Origin of the sequence: Caballeronia concitans (assembly GCF_001544615.1) — a bacterium.
In the GTDB taxonomy this organism is placed as follows: domain Bacteria; phylum Pseudomonadota; class Gammaproteobacteria; order Burkholderiales; family Burkholderiaceae; genus Caballeronia; species Caballeronia concitans.
Genome location: NZ_FCNV02000006.1, coordinates 230,680 through 252,505 on the forward strand (window position 1 = coordinate 230,680; position 21,826 = coordinate 252,505).

Here is a 21,826-nt window from a genome sequence, read left to right on the forward strand (position 1 = left end):
AGCCAATGCTAGCGCCGTTCTCGGAGCACTCAGTTTTCGGCACGGCGCACATGGCCAAGATCGCAGGGTCACTGCGCGGGCGAAGAAAGTAGCGTCCGTCGGACGCTGCGAGGACAGAGACGTAGTGCATTGCACTAGGGTCGATGCGTTGGAACGCGGATAGGTGAATAAGATGATGCGCCCAATCGCGCTCGAACGTTGGCGGAAAGCTTGCGATTTTGCTATCTCTTTCAGGCTTTTCCGTCAGACACCGGTCGGTCGAACGTGACCGGTCCGGGCCGATCGGCCGATCGTCATGGATACGTCGCGAAGCGTCCCGAACCGGTTCTCAAATGCGACTGCAGACATGACCGTCCACCGGCGATTTGGTAGCAACTAAGTACGTGCGTCTGGGGTTTTGTCTCTACATCAGGGAAGCGGGCGCAGTGGCGCAGTCGCACTCCGCGTTACTGCGCTGCGTGGAGCCAAATCCGTTTGAGCCAACGGCTCGGTTTGGATCCGTCCCTTCCGGAACCTTTACGTAATCTCCTCTACGCAACAGTAGTGTGATGCGTGAAATTAAGGCAGACTGTCGCGTCTTTTGCTCGCCTGACTTGATAATACTATCCCGCTGATCACTGCCCGAAATGACTATTGGATCCACGTCCGCCATCACGACCAAAACGGTCAAACTCGACTTCATTCAGGCTTTGCGTGGAATAGCCGCCCTGGGCGTCGTACTGTGCCACGCGCGTTTCCGTGTGATGGACACGCCCTGGTGGGACTTCGCGCAACGCTATGTCGTCTGGGGCGCGGGTGGTGTCGACCTGTTTTTCATCATCAGTGGCTTCATCATGGTGTACACCACTCGCAACTCGGGTGGTTCCGCGCGCGATGTGGTCCGCTTCGCGCTGCGACGATTTGCGAAGGTCTGGCCGCCCTACGCCCTCGTATCGATCGTTTCGATTTTCTTGGTATCGAGCGGATGGACCTACGTTAGGCACGAAAGCGGGCACTTATTCCGCAGTCTTCTGTTCCTTCCGATCAAAGCTGAAGAACCCATGTATCTCGGCGCCGGAATGATGCCCCTGCCAGTGGGTTGGACACTGAATTTCGAGGCGTATTTCTACGTTGTGTTTGGTATATCGATGCTATTCCGGCGCATGCGATGGGTGGCGTTTTTCGGTTGGATGCTCCTGACCCTCGTTGCCCTACCCGCGATTCAGGGCCAACTGACATTGATCCCGCTCGTACAGATGGGGTTCCGCTCCGCCTATCTATCGATGATCACCAATCCCATCATTTGGGACTTCGTTGCAGGCGTGCTGATTGGTTTGGTGTTCTTGTCTGGACTTGTCATCACGGCACGTGCCGCTTGGCTACTTTTGGTGACAGGCTTGACGATTGCGCTGTGGGGCTTCGCCGGGAATATCGGCATTGTTGCCGGAATAGCGCCAGGTCTGCGCGGATGGGGCGGATTTTCGATCCTCATCGTGCTCGCGTACGCGATGCTGGTGAAAGTTCACACGCTGCACGTCCCGCGATCATTGGTTGCCCTCGGCGACGTGTCGTTCACCTTGTATTTGATTCACGGCCCGGTCTTCGCGCTGATCGACCGCTTCTTTGCTCACGTTCACCATCCTGAACTATTGCAAACGTGGGCCAACGCCTTTTTGTCCACCGGATTGTCGGTCGTGGCTGCTGCCGCCGTGGGAGGTCTGCTTGAACGGCGACTTCACGATGCTACGTTGAGCCGACTGCTTAAGCTGTTCTCATTGCAGAAGACGGTGCGCGCAACGGACGGGATTGCTCGTTGAGACGGCATAGTTATCTGGGCAACGGGCCGAACATGCCGTTGCCCAGATTCGACGTCATTCTTATCTTGCTCAGGCTTTAGAGATAGAAACGCTGCAGTACCGCTTTCAACACCTCTACGTACGAGTAGATCGGAAAAGCCATTAGCAAGGCTATTGCGATCGCCCTGAGTTGGATTCCGTCGCTGGCGTACACGGGCTCCTCCGCCCTCCGCGCTACCGCCATCGATGTAGCAAGCGCGAGCAACGGCGCTAGCCCGAGAAAATATCGTCCTTGTACGCCTTCGACGACATCTTTACCCACCGGCGTCCAAAACAGATAGAGCGATCCAAAGATCATGCCAAGACAAGCTAGACACGCAAGCACGACGACGCCTGCGTTCAAGAGCGAATGGACTGTGATCCGCCTCAGTTCGAACACCGGAAGAATAAGCGCCAGAAGAAAACTGCCAAACGCAACGCGGTAGTACGCTGTGTTCATATGCGTATCCAGCCAGCCAAGAACGCCGACAAAGCTCTCCCAATAAAAGGCGCCCCACACTTTGAACGTCGCCAGCGCAATGTGCGGAACACTCTGCAGGTGCGAGAGAAGGAAATGTATTTGCCCTGGAATCGAACGCGGAGGTGTTACGGCGATCCATGCCGTATAGCTGAACAGCTTGGTGACGGCAACGGATAGCAGCCCGGTTCCGACGGCCGCAATCACGCGCCGCAGCGGATGATATGGGGTTTCTTCGACGCCAAACCGAAGCCCCGGCAAGAACGCCAACAGCAATAACCCGACATAAGGCGGCCGCGCCGTGATACACAGCGTCGCCAGCAATGCCCCGGCGACGAGGTTGCGTGCAAGCAGCACGCGATTATCATGTTGGAACCGATCCGCATACGCGATCAGCAGGAAGCACGCGGGGATCAATAGTACTTCGTCGCTGACGGAAGAGAAGAGCATCAACGCACAAGGCAGCAAACCCACGACGAAGATCGCTAAGGCAACGCGCCGCGCCACGAATATTGCCCACGCCGTAAGCGCAACGCTAACCAGAAGATCGAAGATGCATGCGAGCGTGTAGGTTCGTACCACAGGCTGATTCAGCGCACGGCCAACTCGGAAGGCAAATGCTTGCGGGAGATAAGCATAAGCGGGATAGATCGCCGAACCGGGAAACTCGGCGTCCACCTTATGGCCGGTCCATTGCAGGCCGATCGTGCGGGCGCGCCATGCCGCGTCGTACTTCTTATCGGTCCGCGTAGCCATGGGAAACATTATCTTCGCCAGGTCAACCAGGGCCGAATCCACTTCGCCCCCCGATGAATTGCCTATTCGCTTCGCGATTATCCCGCCGTCCGAGACCTGGAAAGCGCGGTACACATGGAAGATCGCGTCCGGCGTCTGCAGCGGTGGCGTGACCACCGCAAGGTACAGTCCGGTCGGAACAGCAAAACAGACGTAAAAGACGGCAAGCTGTTGCCGGGCCAGGTTGGCAAATCGTTTAAGGTAGCTCATGAATCAGCAGATGCAGTGGCGAGCCAGGCGCGACCGCCGTCGCGCAAGGGCACGTGTCGGCCAAACGGCGAGGAAGAGATGTGCGTCGACTGAACCAGCATTAGCCAAAGCGGCTGGTTACGATCAGTCCGCACATGATCATGATCGTTCCAATCAGGTAACCGCGCGTCAGCGACTCGCCAAACGCAAAATGGCTCGCAATGGGCACGATGACGAAGCAAAGTGCCATGAAGCTATACGCTCGATTGAGCGAGACGAAACGCAGGAGATTGATCCACAGCAGTGTCGCCACGGCATAAATGACGAGGGCGCAAAAAACCGTGACCAGCGCGCGGGGGGACATCCAGGTGCCTGCCGCCTGAATTTCCAGGCCGGCTTTCTTGAACAGTAGCTGGCCACTCGCAATAATTGCGACGCACGCTAACGTCCAGATGATCTGCAAAAAGGTCATGACGCTTTAGGGTTAGTTGTTGACGTCGGCGTGTCGTTCGCTTCAACTGCGTCCATCACTGCATGTTGTCCGTCTAGCGTTCGAGGCAGCAAGCGACCGATCGGCCTTGAAGGCGTGTTGGCGACGTCGTAATTCAGGAAGCTAAGGATCAATTGCAGTCCGATGAGGATAGGAAGCGCGGCAACCATGATCGTGCCGAGCGGCGTAGGGATATGGCTTGAAATGGCGGAGATCCAATGCGAGACGCCAAATGCTAAACCAAAAAGCAGCAAGAGCCCACCGATAACCAGTTCGAATGTGGCCGCTGTCATGTCGCGGAGAAAATAGTTATAAAAAATCCGCTTGAAAAGATTGCTGGCGTGTTTTCCAGAAAACTCGAACAGCACTTTCGATATTTTCAAATTCGATTCTTCGTCCGCGTAATGCGCATCCATGGGAACATCTGCGACGACCGCGCGCAATGTATTCAAGCGAAACAGCATGTCCGTTTCGAAGAAATAGCGCTGACTGATTTTATCGAGTGGTAAATGACTGGCAACCTGAGCGCTGATTGCAGTATAGCCATTGGTTGGATCGAACACATTCCAGTAGCCAGTGGAAATCTTCGTCATGAACGACAAACCCGCATTGCCGATCAGCCGTGCCTTGGGCATCCGGCCAATATGTGTGAGATCGTAGAAGCGATTACCCTTGGTGTAGTCCGCCCAGCCTTCAATGATCGGAAGCGCGAAATACGGCAGAAGGGCAGGATCCATTTGCCCGTCGCCATCGATTTTGACGATCACGTCTGCGCCATTTTCGATTGCCGCACGGTAACCAGTCATAACCGCACCGCCCACGCCCAGATTTTGCTGGTGATACTCGATCCGCACGCGCTCATCGTTGCAATTGTCGCGGACGAAGTCTCCGCTCTTTACCGGACAGCAGTCATCGACCACGTAAATCTGCGATACCTCAGGGCCGATTTTCTCGATCACGCCCAGAATGTGCTCTTTGACCTTGTAACTGGGAATTACGACAGCGATGATGGTGCGCTTTTTTCGCACGATGAATCCCGTAACGTAAGCGGACCTATCCCGCGTTTATTGAGCGAAGCTTGAGCCGTAACAAGCCCGGAAATGTTCGATTTCGAGGACGTCGCGCCTTGCGCATTCCAGCGAGGTCACGTGCAACCCAAATCGGGATAACACTTTACCCGTTAGAGTGCGTTCACACAATCGCGCGCCCAAGCGGTCGTTGACTATTTGCGCAACACGTGCTAGCTGATAGCGCCCGCGATACTTGGCCCGTTCTGTCGGACTTTTTTTGGGTCTTGCCTGAACGGACGGCAACTCACTGTGCCGCGCGAAGGACCTGGCCTTGATGTCTGCGCGTAAGGTCCTGAGCAACAGACGAACTATCATCCTGCTGCAAGACCGCGAGCAACGCGTCGATTACGCCGATATTGTGACGCTTGATACAGAAGTCCATCAGGATCAGTAGGTCCGACACCTGAGACAACGACTTGGTTGTCCAGAAAGATTAGGTATCCACGATGGACGGCAGCCATCCGGACAGGTTATGCCGGTGAATACGTTGCAAGGCAAGCGGCATATCGATATATTCGCGAGACTGCAACGCATGCGCGAACTCGACCGTCTCAAAGTCGCTTTGCTTCGCACTTCGCAAAAGCGAGCTCCGAAAGTCGAGGGCAGCCTGAAGTAAGGAGCGCGCCGATCAGCCAAGGCGCGAACGGAACAATGCCGAACTGGGCGCTCGGACCATAGATACAGATACGGTGCGCGCGCCAGAAGAGCGGTGCTAACTCCGGGTCCAGTAGTGAATCAATCAGCCGGCAATCGGACAAGTCCGCAGCGAAATGTGGTGTCGCAAGCTTCATCTGCGTGCGCTCCGACCTGTATTTTAGTGTTGAATTTTGAATGCTTCGAGCATAGATCCGAACTGACCGAACGTCCGATAATCCCAGCGCAGTCGCACGCCGCGCCGCGAACAGAGCCCCGTCGTCGATTCTGGCTATTTCACACTGGCTTCGTAGGCGGCAAGCACTTCCTCGGTCGCCCCGAACATCCGCACGTTGCCCTGTTCCAGCCACAGCGCCTTTTCGCACGTTTTGCGGATGGTCGCATTGTCGTGCAACGCAAGCACCACAATCTCGGAACGCTCGTGGAGCTCCGCCAATCGCTGGTTAGCCTTTTCCTTGAAAGCGGCATCGCCAACGCCCATGACTTCATCAAGCAAAAGGATATCAGCGTCCACCGCAGTGGATATGGCAAAGCCCAGCCTGACACGCATCCCACTCGAATAGGTTCGGATGGGGAGATCGAGAAAGCTGTCCAGTTCCGAGAACGCGGCGATTCCCTCTTCCTTCTCGGCAATCTCCTCGTCCCTCATGCCAAGAAGAAGACCGCGCAGGCGAATGTTCTGCCGCCCAGTCGAGTTTTCATCCATACCGAGGCTGATATCGAGCAGCGGCACCGTCTTGCCTTGCGTCTCGACGACGCCTGATGATGGCGCGTAAATGCCCGCAAGCACACGCAGCAGCGTCGATTTTCCTGCGCCGTTATGCCCGACTAGTCCGAGTCTGTCTCCGCTTTCGATGCGAAACGAGAGATCGTTCAGTGCTCGCAATACCACCGTGTCGGAACGTTCATTCACGTCCGAATTACGATTGCGCAACGAAGCGAGCCGCTTTTTGAGCGAGCGACTCTGCACGTCATAAATAGGCAAGTCCAGTGACGCGTTTTTAAGGGCGATGTAAGCCATTTCAAATCCAATACGGAATGCGCTTCTCGAAACGCCCCGTAAGCACGAGCGCGATTACCCACCCAATCACGGCAACGCCGGCGCACACAGCCCAACTGAGCATGCTCGGAAAGACACCAACAAGCGGACTGCGCACCAGTTCGATGAAATAGGCGAGCGGATTGAATTCGACGATCCACGAGAATCGGTTGAGCGACGTCGGCTTGTAGATAATGGGCGTGACGTAAAACGCGACTTGCAGCAGCGCAGCGATGATCTGCGGCAAGTCCCTGAAGCGCGCGGAAACGAGCGCAGCGAGCATCGCAATCCAAGTCGCGTTCAGCAGGAAAAGCGCGAAACCGGGAATGATGAGAGGCAGGGCGCGGAAGTCGCGTACTCCAAAAATGAGTAGCAGCGCGACAACTATGATGAGGTTGTGGCCCAGAATGACCGTATTGCGCCACAAAACCTGCAGAATGAAAACCAGGCGTGGTGTGCGTATCTGGCGTATATACGTGGCGCTATTAATGTATGCGAGTGCGCCTTCGCTGACGATGGAGGAGAACATCGTCCAAAACACCAGGCTCACTGCGAGGAACGGCAGGTAGTCGTGCATGTCCTGACCGAATAGCGTGCCGTATACGAGCCCTATGGATGTCACCATAACGCTGGTGCTGATCGTGAGCCAGAAAGGCCCTATGCGCGAGCGAGCGTAGCGCTGCCGAATCTCGAGCCAGCCGAGAAGCATCCAGAGACGCCAACGGACAAGGCTTTCGCGCAGATCGCAGATTGCGACGTACATGCTAGTTATTCTCTAAGGGAAGATATGCGATGCCGCGACAACCACCCGCGACAAACCCGCATTGTAACTGATGCGTCTCCCGGGGAACGTTGAGCTCGGCAGTCATCAGACCTTCAACGGTGTCCGGTTCGCACGGAGTGTGCCGACCCGTTGGGTGGAGCGCGTTTTAGCGGTCATTGCACATAGAACCGGTCGATGATCGTCGTAACCGCCTGCTGAAAAGCATAAAACGGCAGGGCAAGCACGATGAGCGTCAGCACCCGCCTTAGAAGTGCAACACCCTTGCTATCGTTGCGCCAACGCAGGTTCAGCTTGGGCATGGCGAGCGCCAGCAGCGGGAGGAGCGCCGTGAGATAGCGCCCTTGCACACCCTCCACGACCCACTGCCCCACCGGCGTCCACGTGAGATAAAGCGCAGCGAAGGTCAATCCGAAGCAGATGAGCATCGGCAAAACGAGCATCAGCCGCCGCCTGTTGCTTGCCTCATCGAACGAGTTGCGATCAAGCGACGTAGCGATCAACGCGGCGACGCATGCCGCGCCGGCCGCCAGGTAGAAGCTTCTGGTGAGCGGCGCATCCAGCCAGCCGAGCACACCGGTGAAACTGGTGAAATAGAACCAGGCGTTGGTGCGCAGAGTCTCAAGCGCAATCGTGAACACCGCTGCCGGATGATGCTGCAAGAAATTGAGTTGCCCGGACACTGAGCGAGGTGGGCCGGGTGGGAGCCACGCTGGCGACTGAAAGACTTTCATCGCTATGAAACTAGCCGCGCCCGTCGCAACCGCGATGGCGATCCGCGTCCAGCAACGATAACCCTCGCCCTTTGCCACTCGCAGTCCGGGGTAAAACAGCAGAAGCGCGAGCGCGCCGTACGGCGGACGCGCCGAAGCGCATAAGGCAACCGCGGTGCCGAACACCCATCGCCAACGACCTTGCAACACCCATTGCAGCGCGACGAAACGCTCGAAATACGCGATCGTCAAGAAGCATAGTGGAATCATGACGACTTCCTGACTCACGGATGCCGAGATCATCATCGTGGTCGGCAACAACGCAAGGAAAAAAATGAAGCGCGACGACGTTCGCGCAACTCGCAGCGCCCAAGCGGTCAGCAGCATGCTTACCAGTAAGCCCACCAGGCAGGTCAGCCTGTAAGTGCTCCACACGGTCATATGCAATGCACGACCGACCGCCACAGCCAGCGCTTGCGGGACGTATGTGAAGGCCGGATAGATTGCCGTATTGGGAAAACCGGTCTCGATGAGTTCGCCAGTCCACCGAAGCTGCCGCACGGACTCGGCCAAGGCGCGGTTCGCCTTGACGTTGGCGCGCGCTTTAATCGGTTCGTACGTGGTTGCTAATTTGACGGCGTTCGAATCGATTAGCCCGCCCGATGTCCCATCGAAGCGATAGCCCCGCCACTGACCTTCTGATATCTGAATCGCGCGATAGAAATGGTTGGCGGCATCCGGCGTCTGAAAAGGCGGTGTTGCATATACCAAGAACAACCCGAAAGGCATCGCGAAGAAAACATAAATCCTCCACAGTGGAAGCCGGTCGATCTCAGCGAGAAACGCTCCAATTGATCGCATGTGTCGGTGTGGCGCGGGCGGGCCGTTGCAGGACGCCATCGCCGCAGATTGGGAAAGTCCGGATTGTACCGAAGGGCAGACTGCCTATTCACCACAAGCTTAGCTATACAATACGTCAGTCATCGCGGCCCATGCCGATTATCCGGATCATCATGCCCAATCGTTACCCTGACCTGCGAGTGGCCGTCGTCATCCCTTGTTATAACGAAGCGGCCGCCATCGCCTCGGTGATCCGTGATTTCAAGACTCACTTACCAGCAGCTTCGATCACGGCTTTTGATAACAATTCGACGGACGGCACTGCGGACATAGCGCGCGGCGCCGGTGCACGAGTCGTCGCGGTACCGTTCCAGGGGAAGGGAAATGTCGTGCGGCGCATGTTCGCGGACATCGACGCAGACGTCTATGTCATGGCCGACGGTGACGCGACATACGACGCAGCCGTCGCCCCTGAGCTCGTCGATACATTGATCCGTAACAAGCTCGACATGGTGGTCGGCTCCCGCCTGAGTGACGAACAGACCGCTTACCGGCTGGGACACCGGTTCGGCAACGTCATGCTGACGCAATGCGCTGCGACCATCTTCGGGAAAACGTTCAAAGACATGCTTTCGGGGTACCGCGTGTTCTCCCGCCGTTATGCCAAGACGTTTCCTGCGCATTCGAAGGGCTTCGAGATCGAGACCGAACTCGCGGTACACGCGCTGAGCATGCGCATGCCGGTTGCCGAGGTGGCGACCAACTATAAGTCGCGCCCCGAAGGGTCGCACAGCAAGCTGAACACATATCGCGACGGTTTCAGGATTTTGATGACCATCATTCGGCTATTTAAATCCGAGAAGCCGTTTGCGTTCTTCACAGCCGGTTTCGCCATCTGCGCCGCCCTATCCGTGGCTCTCGCGATTCCGGTCTTTCAGACGTTCATTGAGACCGGTCTCGTACCGCGCATTCCGACGGTCATCCTGAGCAGCGGTTTGGCGATGGTTGGCGCGATACTGCTGATCTGCGGCATCGTGCTCGACACGGTCACCCACGGCCGCAATGAGAATAAGCACCTCGCCTATCTTTCGATTCCCGCATGGGACCCGAAGGACGATTGAACATGAGTTCGCAATTTCTGCGCTTCGCTTTTGCGGGCGGCGTTGGCTTCCTGGTCGACGCGGGCGTGCTTTATGTGATGCTCCATCTCGGCGTTGGCCCGTATGCCGGGCGGCTGGTCTCTTTCCTTTGCGCTGTCTTTGTGACGTGGCGGATAAATCGGCGCATCACGTTCGCGGCAACGAATAACCGTTCGATCTGGCGCGAGTTCTATGAGTATCTGCTTGCCATGATCGGCGGCGGCGCGTGCAACTACGGTGCATACGCGCTCGCGCTAAGACTTTTGGGCGCAGATGTCTGGACGCCGCTAGCGGCTGTGGCTGCGGGCTCCATCGCTGGCATGGCGGTGAATTTCATGCTCGCGAAGCTTTGGGTGTTCCGCCACAGCCAAGCGGGCGACCAGCGCTAGCCGCTCGGGGGTCGCCATTACTCGAAGCGGCCGATTCGCGGCGGAAAGGCGAGGCCAAACGTTGCGCCCGAGGCTGGGCCGCCAAGAGCGAGATTCGGGTTGTAGCCGCGGTCATTTGCAAGTTCCGCAGGCGAACGTTCAAATGCCGGACCGTGCCCGCGCGCGGCAAGGTGCGCGTGAATCGTCACGCCGGCCCTCGGCACAAAAACATTGCGCAAACCGCGTTGTGCAACGCGCCGGCACAGCGATACATCGCGGGAAAAGTTTTCGTTGCTCGTCCGATCGAAGCCGCCCGCCGCGATAAAGTCGGACCGACTTATCACCGCGCAGGACAGAGACACAGCCGATACAGTCTGAGTGAGCATGGCGCGGCCGAAGTACCCCGCGCCGCGTCGCGTGATGCCCGCGTGAATCGGCACGCCGCCATCCTGTGACACCAACACTAGCCCGCCTGCGTAAAGATTTTCATCCGGCTGCCACAACGATGCACCCACGACGCCGACATTTTCGCGGCACGCGAGCTTCATCAGCTCATGGAGCCATGACGGGTCCGTCACTTCGACACGTTCATCAACGAAGCAAATGTAGGCATCGTCGACACGATTGACAATATCGTCGATTGACTCGACGATCGACGCGCATTTCAACGACGCGACCAGCTGCGTCAGCGCTTCCTGTGTGTCCGCATTTAACCCGCAGGCAACACCGGCAACGATCGACAGGCGCCGGTTCGCATACCGGGTACGCGAGACGATGCTTGTCACGCAGCGACGCAAGGCGTCCATGTCTCCCCCGTGCGCTATCAAGATGTGAACGGTTGGCGGGACGGCAGGCAAGCCGTAGTCGATCCGGACAAACGGAAATTCGGCTTGCGGCGCGACAACTGTGGCGTTGGTATCCGTCTCGCGCAGATGATCGGAGATCGCCCGCACGGTTGCCATGACGGCGTACGGCTTCTCTTCCACGCTAACCGCCGTGCTGCCTTCGATCGTCCTCCAGTGATACAAGACGTGCGGAATATGCACAACGGCGGCATCGCCGGCCAGTCGCACGCAACGCAGCAACAAATCATGGTCCTGGCTGCCTTCTAAACCTTGGCGGAAACCGCCGACATCGCGCATGAGTTGCGTCTCATACACGCCTAAATGAGAGAACGCGTTGTGTTGAAGAATCAGCTCTGGGTCCCAGTCCGGCTTGAAATGCGGCGTGTGCCGGTGCCCTTCCTCGGAAAGCTTGTCTTCATCACTGTAGAACAGTCGTGCCGCGGGATGCGCATGGATATATTTGGCGACGACGCCCAACGCGTGGGGCGGCAGGACGTCGTCATGGTCAAGCAACGCCACGAACGGTCCACGTGCGAGTTCCAGCGCGCTGTTGCTTGCTTCAGAAATATGACCGTTCACCGCGCGATAGATTATGCGGATGCGTGCGTCGCGTAGCGCGTATTCGCAGAGTACGGCGCGCACGTGAGGGGCCGTGGAGGCATCGTCCGCTATACAGAGCTCCCAATGCGGATACGCCTGGCGCAACACCGACTCGATCATTTCCCGCAAATAGCGCTCTGGCGTGTTGAACACTGGCACAACGACCGAGATGAGCGTATCGATGCCGCCCTCCTCGAGTTGCCGTCGAAACGTTGAAAGCGCAGCGTCGTCGGGACTATCGTATGCGCCGATCCACTTCGGGTATCGGCCTGCCTCCTGCGACACTCCCCCGATGCGCCGCGCCGCGCCGCGCAATCCTTCGCGCCGGATCAGACGGACGGTCGCCCGTGCCGCAGACATCATGCCGCCGGCATCGCGCATCTTAGTTAGCGCACCGTGGAAGCGCTGCCCGGCCTGCGCAAGGCGGCTTTCTGCCTTCTTACTCATGAGAATCCGGTGACACGTCAGAACGACATGGTCGCGGCCGCAGGCTGTGCGGCACTCGCGGCTGCTTCCTTCAGTAATGCGTGCAGTTCGACGGCTTGTTCGTCGAACAGGCGGATGCGGTCCTTATACGGATTGCGATAGCCATCAAGCCTTCGCGGATCGTCAAGCAAAGCGGAGATAGCCGCCGTAAGCTCTGCGGGGTCTTCTGTCAGTGCGATCACCTGTCCATTTTCGCCCTCCACGATGTCTTCCACGGCGCCCCCCGCGTCGGTCGAGATGACCCACACGTCACGAACCAGCGCCTCACGCACCGTCATGCCGAAGCTTTCCTTGCACTGCGTTGGGAAGAGCAGTACGTCGATCCCGGCGAAGAATTGGTCAATATCGTCCTGAGTGTAGGCCGGCACCACATGCAGCTTGCCCTTAACCTTCCAGGTGTGCGTCTCGATGGTGTGCATGCCCAAATTTCGCGCGTTATCCACGACGAACAGTTCATAATTCGAGCGCGGCAGTCGCCTGAACGCATCCTTGATGAGTTGAGCGCCCTTAATGGGCGTTTCACCGCCGACGTAGCCGAAGCGCAGTGAGCGGCCGGACAGCGGCGGACGCTCGATGTGCTTCGCGGGCGCCATAATGCCGTTCTTGTTGAGCAAGATCTTCGCGGGATCGAAGCCGTTATCCGCGTAAAGGCCACGGAAGAACTCGCTTGGAGCGAGCAGCATGGCCGCCGACTTGAGGATGTCGTGCAACCGGAACTGCCGATACGTGTTGAGACCGGCATCATCGACGCACTTGGAGCAAATGTTCAGGTCGATCTTGCGCTGGAAGCAATAGCGATGCTCGCCGGTGATCATGAATTGCCGGCCGCATATCCACCAGGCATCGTGCAATGTGGCGACGTAGGGAATTTTTTCTTCCTGACATACTTCGGCAATGCTTGCGCCGATGCCTTGAATGCTGTGCAAGTGGACCACGTCAGGGCGAACTGCACGCACGGCTTCGCGGAACGCTTTCACCGACTTCGGATTCTCAAAACCGTATGCCGGATCGGCCTCCTGCGGCAGTCCCATACCAAACACGCCTCCTGCGCGCGCCTCATAGCGCTGAAGAGCGTACGCGTGCACCTCGTTTGCAGGCAGCGACGTGAACATGACGTATTCCATGTCCTGCGTGTCGTTGATACGCTTCGCCATCGCTTCAGCGATGATCGTGGCGCCCCCGAAACTGCGCGGCTCGAAGTAGACGTTGACGCCGAGAACGCGCAACTTCTTCCGCTCCGTTTTGTATGGCGCGAGAACCGGCGCCACCTGGCGCTCGGAGATGGATTGCGGTGAATAGTCGGCCAGAACGTGGTCGTAAGCGCGGGCAGCCATGTCATGCCGAAGTTCGGCATCTTCGATTAGTGCGAGCAATGCGTCGCTCCAACCTGCTGGCGTTTCAGCCAGGAAACCCGTATCGCCGTGGCGAATCGCTGTCTTGAACGCGGCTGCGGGCGAGCAGACGGATGGCAGCTTGACGATAGAGGCCTCGAGATATTTGATGTTCGACTTCGCATCGTTGAAGATGCTGTTCTCGAGCGGCGCTATGCTGATGTCGCACTCGGCCAGCCGGGCCAGATAATTCGGATAACTTGAAGACGGCAGCCGCTCGATTTGCGAGGCGACGTCCGCATAATCGTCCGGCAGCCCGAGTTCGCCGATGATGCGCAACTTGACATCGGGCCGCTGCCGCAAGACCATCTTGATGCCCGCTGCCGCGACACGAAAGTCTGCATCGTGCGTCTTGGTCCCCGAGCCATAGACGATGCGCACGAACTTGTCCTTCCTACGCCTGCTTGACGCGTTGATCGTACTAGCCGTGCGCACCGTTTCCTCATCGAGCGCATTCTCGATCACGAACGTCTTCTTGACGCCTGCATCGATCATGGCCTCCGACAAGCCTTGTGTCGATGCGATGCTGTAATCACATGCGAGCATGGCCGCGCGGTATAGTGGAACACCCGCGAGCACTCCACGCTTGGCCTCTAGTCCAACGTCCCGTAAGTTCGAGTTGAGAATGTACTTCTCAGCATCAAAAATCAGGTCGTCGACTTCCCAGAACGTCACGAGACCCAATGCTTTGGCGCGCTCGATCATTGCCATAGGGCCCGGAAAGCCGGGCACGCGGTAAAAAATGACCATCGAGTGCGTCTGCAGCAAGCTCATGCACGACTGCGTGTCGGTCCAGCTCGCCACCGAGCAATCGACGCCGAGGCTCTCGATCATGCGCTGTTTCTGTGTGACGCGATATTTCAGGCACTGAGGAATGCTCGTCTCAGCAATGATCAGCACGCGCAACGCGAGGCGCTCCATCGCGGGCAGAATGGGCAATACCGATTCGAAAGCGGGCGCCATCAACACGCCGCCAGCGCCGCCCTCGCGCAGCAACCCGGAAATGCCGCGCCGTCGCGACGTTTCAACGATCTTGCGCAGCGTCGCGTTCCAGCCATGCTGATTTATGGAGTTTCGAACGATGGCTGAGAAGTGGCGCATCCGCGACAGCGCTGTTCGGGGACGACGCATCGAAATCGAGGCAGCGCGGACTGGCGCCGTCAGCCGCCATGACGTGGACGTGCGCAACGCAACCACTTCTTCGTTGGCGCGGGCCAGCGTCTCGTGCGCAAGCTTTCGAGCGTCCTGCTCCATGGCGAGTTCGCTCGCCAGATCTTCGGAGCGCAATGTCTCGTGCTCCAGTTCGAGCTCCAGGCGCCGATGCTCATCCTTGAGATCGGCGAGTTCGGCCATGTAGCGGTCACGGTCCTCAGTCGCGCGGTCGAGCAAACTATGCGTCGCCTCCAGTTCACTGATGCGTTCGCCGAGCGTGGTGCGCGTCTCATTTTGCGCCTGTTGCAGAGCAATTGCGCGGCCGAGTCGCGCATAGATCTCGCGCGTTCCATTGCCTGCATCGTCCGTCGCATCGAACAGCGAGCGCAATGCTTGGGGAATCTCGGTGCCGACAGCCAGGACGCCAAGACCATAGCCATGGAGAAATTCGAAACAAGGGTAGCGATGACTCAGTTCCGACCACAAGCGCCAAACACCGAAGTTTCGTTCACGGACGTTTGTGTCGTGTAGAAGGACGATCCCGCGGACAGACATTTTCCTGAGCCAGCTTTCGAAGTCGTGCCGCGCACTTTCGTAGTCATGCTGGCCGTCGATATGCAGCAGGTCAATGGAGCCGTCAGGAAAGTGTGCGAGCGCATTATCGAAACTGGAACGGATCAGGCTCGAGAATCTAGAATATGTGTCGTTGTTGTATTGGGATAGATCGAGAAACACCGACTCGTCATAACGTCCGGCGTGGTCATCACCGAGCCATGTATCGACGGCATAACAGCGCGTCGAAAGCTCCAGCCGTTCGACAGCCTGACACCAGACTCCGTATGAAAACCCGTTATGGGTGCCGAGTTCAACGATCGTTCCTGGACGCAGCACGCTCATCAGCCAGAACGCGAACGGAGCATGCTCCAGCCACGCCGAGCGTACGATGCGCGCTGGCCACCAGAACGACTCCGGTTTTACCAAGTCAATGCTCCTCGATTCTGACCGACTTTCCATTTCCGCCATTCCCGATGTCCAAGAGATTTTGTTCCGGCCGAATCGCTTTCGGCTACAAAAAAGTTATAACAAACGGCACGCGCAGGCGCCGCTTGACGGCTAGCGTAGTTTCAGTGGACCGAGCCTGCCGCGCAGACCGTCCGCTATACCGTTGCATGCCATTGTTAAATGGCGCCACCGAGGTTGGAGAAACAGGGCGTAGATCACGAGCCGAACAGGCAACTTCACCAGTTCGCTCGATTTCCACGACCAGGGAATGTCGCGCCTGAGGATGAGCGAAACCGCGTTCCTGAAAAGATAGTAATGGCGCGTGGGGCTATGCGACGGATATGCGCGGCCGAAGACGCGCACAGGTTCGCCACCGAGCGAATGGCGCATGTGAACCCATGGGATGCCATATAGACTGAAGCCCTTCCTCTTTGCCCGGATACACCACTCGAGATCAACGAAATCGATGAACAGGTCATCCTGCATCGGTCCTATGCGGCTCCACAAGCGCAGGTTCACACACGATCCCGAGCTGATGAGAAAGTCTGTGTGGACGGGCGTCGAACCGAGCGCCGGAATGCGCAGCAGGCGGCCGTGCGCGAAACGCACAAAGGGCGTTGGAGTTCTACCGCCCAGGCGATCGTCGACATATGCGGGGCCGACAAGCGCCGTCTGAGGATCGGCCCGCAAGAGATTCGACATGGCGCGCGGCAACTCGATCAGCAGATGCTCGTCCGGTGCACTGTCCTGATCGAATAGCAGCGCCACGTCACAACCGATTTCAAGCAGACGCGCCACGCCCCGATTCAAGGCGGTGGCAATACCTTCATTGATGCCGCTGGGAAGATAGTCCACCCTCTGATCCAGGTTGCCATTGCAGCCCGGCGCGCTGCCTTCCGTGTTGTCGATCACCACGCAGCGTACACGCTTCGCCAGTTCGTTCGCGTTGCGATAGCACGCCGCGTCGGGGTGATAAAACACGACGACGGCCCCGACGCGCAAATTGATCCCCGCGTGTCCGTCCGCGCGAAGACCATCGTCAGGTTGCGCTGTCCTCATCTCCGCATCCCGAATACAGCGTTAGCGGGCGAGACATAGTGAAAGCGCGTCGCGCCAGTCCGGCGCTTCGAGACCAAAGACCTCGCGCAGTCTCGCGCCGGACATTCTCGAATTAGCGGGCCGGATGGCAGGCGTCGGATAAGCCGACGCCGGAATAGGCTTTACTTCCGGCCTTTTCTCCAACGCCGACAATTCGAAAATCGCCTGCGCAAACCCATGCCACGAAGTCGATCCACCCGCCGTCAGGTGATACACGCCCGACTTCTCCGCCCACCAGCCGTCACCTGCCGCAACGCTTTGCGCCAGCACATTCGCCGTCAACGCCGCGATGGTCACCGACCACGTCGGCGCGCCGATCTGATCCGCGACGACGCTGAGTTCATCGCGTTCCGCGCCGAGCCGCAGCATCGTCAGCAGAAAGTTCTTGCCGCGCGTGCCGTACACCCAGCTCGTGCGAAAAATCAGATGGTCGCAGCCCGAAGCAGCGATGGCCTGTTCCCCGGCGAGCTTGCTCTTGCCATAGACGTTCTGCGGATTGACGGCATCTTCTTCGACGTACGCACCTTCTTTCGTGCCGTCGAACACGTAGTCGGTCGAATAATGCACGAGCGCCGCGCCCACGCGCTTCGCCTCTTCTGCGAGCACGCCGGGCGCTTCGCCATTGGCGCGCATCGCGGCGTCGACATCGGTTTCCGCCTTGTCCACCGCCGTATATGCGGCGGGATTGACGATCAACGACGGCTTCAATTCGCGCACCACGCGACGAACCTGATCGAGATCGCCGAGATCGAGCCGGCTACGATCGACCGCGACCACGCGACCCAAGCCCTGCAGCGTCCGCGCCAACTCAAACCCGACCTGACCATTGACGCCGGTCAACAGAATCGTGCGTTCGCTCATGCGAACACCTCAGCTTCGCCCAGCCGCTTCCCCGCCGCATCCTTCGCCGCGAGCATCGGTTCGAAGTCGATCGGCCATTCGATGCCGATCTCCGGATCGTTCCAAACGATGCTTCGCTCGTGCGCCTGATACCAGTAATCCGTCGTCTTGTAGAGAAACTGCGCCGTCTCCGACAGCACGACGAACCCGTGCGCGAACCCCGGCGGCACCCACAACTGCCGATGATTCTCTTCCGACAGATTCACGCCCACCCACTTGCCGAAGTTCGGCGAGCTTTTGCGGATATCGACGGCGACATCGAACACTTCGCCCTCGACCACGCGCACGAGCTTTCCCTGCGCATGCTGAATCTGATAGTGCAGCCCGCGCAGCACGCCTTTCGCCGAACGGGAATGGTTGTCCTGAACGAACTCGACGCCCGCTTCCACCTGCTCGGCGAACTCACGCGCATTGAAGCTCTCGTAAAAGAAGCCGCGGGCATCGCCGAACACCTTCGGCTCGATGATCTTGACTTCTGGCAACGCCGTTGCCGTTACCTGGATGGCCATGCGACTTGGTCCTTCGGAAGATTGAGCAAATATTGACCGTAGCCATTCTTCGCGAGCGGCTTGGCGAGCGCGAGCAGTTGTTCGTCGCCGATCCACTGCTTGCGGTAAGCGATCTCTTCAGGACACGCGACCACGAGCCCTTGGCGCTTCTGCAGCGTCGCGATGAAGGTCGCCGCTTCGATCAGCGAATCGTGCGTGCCCGTGTCGAGCCACGCATATCCACGGCCCATGATCTCGACATCCAGCTTTTGCTGTTCGAGATAGCGCGAATTGACATCGGTGATTTCGAGCTCGCCGCGCGGCGACGGCTTGATGTCCGAGGCGATGTCGCAGACGTTGTTGTCGTAGAAATAGAGCCCCGTCACCGCGTAATTCGAGCGCGGCTTCGCAGGCTTTTCCTCGATGGAGAGCGCGCGGAACTTGTCGTCGAACTCGACCACGCCATAGCGCTCCGGATCGTGCACGTGGTACGCGAACACCGTCGCGCCGTTCGTGCGGGCGTCGGCGCTTTCGAGCTGCTTCGCGAGATCGTGCCCGTAGAAAATGTTGTCGCCGAGAATGAGCGCCGAAGGATCGTTGCCGACGAACTCCTTGCCGATGATGAACGCCTGCGCCAGCCCGTCCGGCGACGGCTGCACCGCATACTGGATGTTCATGCCCCACTGGCTGCCGTCGCCGAGCATCGCCTCGAAGCGCGGCGTGTCCTGCGGCGTCGAGATCACCAGCACGTCACGGATGCCCGCGATCATCAGCGTCGACAGCGGATAGTAGATCATCGGCTTGTCGTACACGGGCAGCAGCTGCTTCGATACTGCATGTGTGATCGGATAAAGCCGCGTGCCGGACCCGCCGGCGAGAATGATGCCTTTGCGCGCCATGTCGTGCTCCTTATGCGCGCTGCGCGTAGTTCGTTTCGACCCACTTCCGGTATTCGCCGGAAGCGACTTCGTCCGCCCACGCCTGATTGTCCAGGTACCACTGGACCGTCTTCGCGAGGCCGGTTTCGAACGTTTCCGCCGGCTTCCAGCCGAGTTCGCGTTCGAGCTTGCGGGCATCGATTGCGTAACGGCGGTCGTGGCCCGGACGATCCTTCACGTAAGTGATCTGATCGCGATACGAACCGCTCGCCTTGGGCTTTTTCTCGTCGAGCAAATCGCACAACGTATGCACGACTTCGAGATTCTTCTTCTCGTTCCAGCCGCCGACGTTGTACGTCTCGCCGGACTTGCCGTTGGCCAGCACTTCGCGGATGGCCGAGCAATGGTCGCCGACGTACAGCCAGTCGCGCACGTTCTGGCCGTCGCCATAGACAGGCAACGGCTTGCCCGCGAGCGCGTTGGCGATCATCAGCGGGATCAGCTTCTCGGGGAATTGATACGGGCCGTAATTGTTCGAGCAGTTCGTCGTCAGGACCGGCAGGCCGTACGTATGGTGATACGCGCGCACCAGATGGTCGGAGCCGGCCTTCGTCGCGGAGTACGGGCTATTCGGCGCGTAAGGCGTGGTTTCGGAGAATTGCGGATCGGTCGCGGACAGCGAGCCGAACACTTCGTCGGTCGAAACGTGCAGGAAACGGAAGGCTTGCTTCTTGGCTTCCGGCAACGCGCTCCAGTACATGCGCGCGGCTTCGAGCAATGTGAACGTACCGACGACATTAGTCTGTACGAAATCGGCCGGGCCGTGGATGGAGCGGTCGACGTGACTTTCCGCAGCGAAGTGAAGGATGGCGCGCGGCTTATGCTTCGCGAGCAGATCATCCATTGCTGCGCGGTCGCAGATGTCGGCGCGGACGAACAGATGGCGGGCGTCGTCCTTCAAAGATTTCAGGGTGCCGAGATTTCCCGCGTACGTCAGCTTGTCGACGTTGAGCACGGGTTCATCGGAGCCTTTGAGCCAATCCAGAACAAAATTGGCACCGATAAAGCCGGCGCCGCCCGTCACGAGAATCATAAATACCCTTTTGGCAGCCTAGTCCAGATGGACTACGAACACACGCGCATTGCGTGAAAAATTGCGTATCGAGCGAAATTGCGCGCAACTCACGGAATTAATTACCGGACGCGATCACAACCCCGCCATGCGGTTAGGCGCCAATTATAAAGCCACGAAGTGCAAAAACTACATGGCTAACAACTTGATACAGCCTTTCGCCGACCGAAACGCGCGACGGGCTGTCGCTGCGAATACTTGTCGGCAGACGCTCTTCATTGCCTGTTTCATAATGGCCGGATCATCCACGCGACGTTTCTCCAAGCATTGCACAACGCGCTTCGCATACACGGCATACATCCTCAATGACCGACGCATCCAATAGCCGCTCCGCCCCCCTAGTCTTCGGCGACCTCCAGGGCTGCTGCGACCCCTACCATCGTCTGCTCGGAAAAGCCGCACCGTCGCCCGAAACGCCGCTCTGGTTCGCTGGCGACCTCATCAACCGCGGCCCGAAGTCGCTCGAGACGCTGCGCGAAGTGATCGCGCTCGGCCCGCGCGCGACCGTCGTGCTCGGCAATCACGACCTGAACCTGTTGTCCGTCGCGGCCGGGCTGCGGAAGCCAAAGAAAGGCGACACGCTCGACGACATCCTCGCCGCGCCGGACGTCGACGATCTCATCGACTGGGTGCGGCACAAGCCGGTCGCCCATTACAAAGACGGCGCGCTGATGGTTCACGCGGGCGTCGTGCCGCAGTGGGACGTGACAATGACGCTCGAACTCGCGCACGAGCTGGAAGCCGCGTTGCGCGCGCCGAACTGGAAATCGACGCTCGCCGATTTGTACGGCAACGAGCCGCATCGCTGGGAAGATTCGCTGACGGGCATGGATCGCCTGCGGGTGACGTACAACGCACTGACGCGCATCCGCTTCTGCACGGCGGAAGGCGCGATGGAGTTCGCCAACAACGGCGGCCCCGATACCGCGCCGCCTGGCTATATTCCGTGGTTTGACGCACCGAACCGCCGCACGCAGGATGCGACGATCGTTTTCGGACATTGGGCCGCGCTAGGCCTGATGATCCGCGACGACGTGTTGTGCCTCGATTCCGGCTGCGTTTGGGGCAACAAGCTGTCAGCGGTACTGCTGACAAAAGATCCCGCCGGACGGGTGGTCACGCAGGTGAGTTGCGCGGTCAATCACCCCGGCACACGCCGGAGCTCCTGAAGTATTCACGAGGTCGAGATTGACCAGACCCAGCGCTTTAGGGCGCTACGTTGTGTGGAGACAGTACACTCACCGTCGAATGCTTCCTCAGTTCGACGCTCTGGAAGTCGCAGCAGCAGACAAGCCCCGGGTAGGTACGAAACGGGCTGCGACGGAAGCGAAAGCTTCGCCTGCCGCACAAGATGGTCGAGGGGAGCCATACCAGAAGGTATGCGTCACTAGGCCCGTAAGGGCACCCGCGCCGGACGGGTTTCGGCTGCAGTGACAGCGGAGTCGTTGTGGCTGTTTTTGTATTGGACCGAAAATGTCAGCCGT

General features: G+C 58.6%; 17 protein-coding genes. 4 read left to right on the forward strand and 13 right to left on the reverse strand.

The annotated features are described in order from the left end of the window. Window positions 1-626: 626 nt before the first annotated feature. Window positions 627-1,796 (forward strand): acyltransferase family protein, encoded by a 1,170-nt coding sequence (locus AWB72_RS16655; RefSeq protein WP_087128326.1) that lies wholly within the window; start codon window positions 627-629, stop codon window positions 1,794-1,796. A 76-nt stretch (window positions 1,797-1,872) separates the two neighbouring features. Here the strand turns inward: AWB72_RS16655 and AWB72_RS16660 are convergent, their stop codons facing one another. The 6 genes from AWB72_RS16660 to AWB72_RS16685 form a co-directional block, all read right to left on the reverse strand. Next, window positions 1,873-3,297: a DUF2142 domain-containing protein gene (locus AWB72_RS16660; protein WP_087128328.1), complete on the reverse strand. Its 1,425-nt coding sequence runs from the start codon at window positions 3,295-3,297 to the stop codon at window positions 1,873-1,875. A gap of 100 nt (window positions 3,298-3,397) precedes the next feature. Next, the gene (locus AWB72_RS16665; RefSeq protein WP_087128329.1) at window positions 3,398-3,748 is read right to left on the reverse strand and encodes an EamA family transporter; all 351 of its coding nucleotides are present in this window, start codon (window positions 3,746-3,748) and stop codon (window positions 3,398-3,400) included. Next, window positions 3,745-4,794 carry a glycosyltransferase family 2 protein gene (locus AWB72_RS16670; RefSeq protein ID WP_087128331.1) on the reverse strand — a complete coding sequence of 350 codons (1,050 nt, stop codon included), beginning with the start codon at window positions 4,792-4,794 and terminating at the stop codon, window positions 3,745-3,747. Before AWB72_RS16670 ends, AWB72_RS16665 begins: the two co-directional genes overlap by 4 nt. A gap of 967 nt (window positions 4,795-5,761) precedes the next feature. Beyond that, the gene (locus AWB72_RS16675) at window positions 5,762-6,511 is read right to left on the reverse strand and encodes an ABC transporter ATP-binding protein (RefSeq protein WP_087128333.1); all 750 of its coding nucleotides are present in this window, start codon (window positions 6,509-6,511) and stop codon (window positions 5,762-5,764) included. Between the two features lies 1 nt (window position 6,512). Then, window positions 6,513-7,292 (reverse strand): ABC transporter permease, encoded by a 780-nt coding sequence (locus AWB72_RS16680; protein WP_087128335.1) that lies wholly within the window; start codon window positions 7,290-7,292, stop codon window positions 6,513-6,515. A 173-nt stretch (window positions 7,293-7,465) separates the two neighbouring features. After that, a complete protein-coding gene (locus tag AWB72_RS16685; protein ID WP_159459374.1) occupies window positions 7,466-8,884 on the reverse strand; it encodes a DUF2142 domain-containing protein in 1,419 nt (472 codons plus the stop codon). Between the two features lie 152 nt (window positions 8,885-9,036). On the opposite strand from AWB72_RS16685, the gene AWB72_RS16690 reads away from it, so the two are divergent. Next, window positions 9,037-9,984: a glycosyltransferase family 2 protein gene (locus AWB72_RS16690; protein ID WP_087128392.1), complete on the forward strand. Its 948-nt coding sequence runs from the start codon at window positions 9,037-9,039 to the stop codon at window positions 9,982-9,984. A gap of 2 nt (window positions 9,985-9,986) precedes the next feature. Continuing rightward, the gene (locus AWB72_RS16695) at window positions 9,987-10,391 is read left to right on the forward strand and encodes a GtrA family protein (protein WP_087128338.1); all 405 of its coding nucleotides are present in this window, start codon (window positions 9,987-9,989) and stop codon (window positions 10,389-10,391) included. A 17-nt stretch (window positions 10,392-10,408) separates the two neighbouring features. On the opposite strand, the gene AWB72_RS16700 is transcribed toward AWB72_RS16695, so the two are convergent. The 7 genes from AWB72_RS16700 to rfbB all read right to left on the reverse strand — a co-directional run bounded on the left by AWB72_RS16700 (window position 10,409) and on the right by rfbB (window position 20,303). Continuing rightward, window positions 10,409-12,262, reverse strand: a complete 1,854-nt coding sequence (locus AWB72_RS16700; RefSeq protein ID WP_087128339.1) for a glycosyltransferase — start codon at window positions 12,260-12,262, stop codon at window positions 10,409-10,411. A gap of 17 nt (window positions 12,263-12,279) precedes the next feature. After that, window positions 12,280-15,867, reverse strand: a complete 3,588-nt coding sequence (locus AWB72_RS16705) for a glycosyltransferase (RefSeq protein WP_087128341.1) — start codon at window positions 15,865-15,867, stop codon at window positions 12,280-12,282. Window positions 15,868-15,957: 90 nt separating this feature from the next. Then, the gene (locus AWB72_RS16710; protein WP_087128343.1) at window positions 15,958-16,905 is read right to left on the reverse strand and encodes a glycosyltransferase family 2 protein; all 948 of its coding nucleotides are present in this window, start codon (window positions 16,903-16,905) and stop codon (window positions 15,958-15,960) included. 21 nt (window positions 16,906-16,926) lie between these two features. Beyond that, window positions 16,927-17,805: a dTDP-4-dehydrorhamnose reductase gene (gene rfbD / locus AWB72_RS16715; RefSeq protein ID WP_087128344.1), complete on the reverse strand. Its 879-nt coding sequence runs from the start codon at window positions 17,803-17,805 to the stop codon at window positions 16,927-16,929. Then, complete coding sequence (gene rfbC / locus AWB72_RS16720) at window positions 17,802-18,353, reverse strand: dTDP-4-dehydrorhamnose 3,5-epimerase (protein WP_087128346.1); 552 nt, start codon at window positions 18,351-18,353, stop codon at window positions 17,802-17,804. Before rfbC ends, rfbD begins: the two co-directional genes overlap by 4 nt. Next, window positions 18,338-19,231: a glucose-1-phosphate thymidylyltransferase RfbA gene (rfbA, locus tag AWB72_RS16725; protein WP_087128348.1), complete on the reverse strand. Its 894-nt coding sequence runs from the start codon at window positions 19,229-19,231 to the stop codon at window positions 18,338-18,340. Before rfbA ends, rfbC begins: the two co-directional genes overlap by 16 nt. Window positions 19,232-19,241: 10 nt before the next feature. Further along, window positions 19,242-20,303: a dTDP-glucose 4,6-dehydratase gene (gene rfbB, locus AWB72_RS16730; protein WP_087128349.1), complete on the reverse strand. Its 1,062-nt coding sequence runs from the start codon at window positions 20,301-20,303 to the stop codon at window positions 19,242-19,244. 344 nt (window positions 20,304-20,647) lie between these two features. Between rfbB and AWB72_RS16735 the strand changes: the two genes are divergently transcribed. Further along, entirely contained in the window at window positions 20,648-21,511 is an 864-nt protein-coding gene (locus AWB72_RS16735) for a symmetrical bis(5'-nucleosyl)-tetraphosphatase (protein ID WP_087128351.1), read from the forward strand. The last annotated feature ends 315 nt before the right edge of the window (window positions 21,512-21,826 follow it).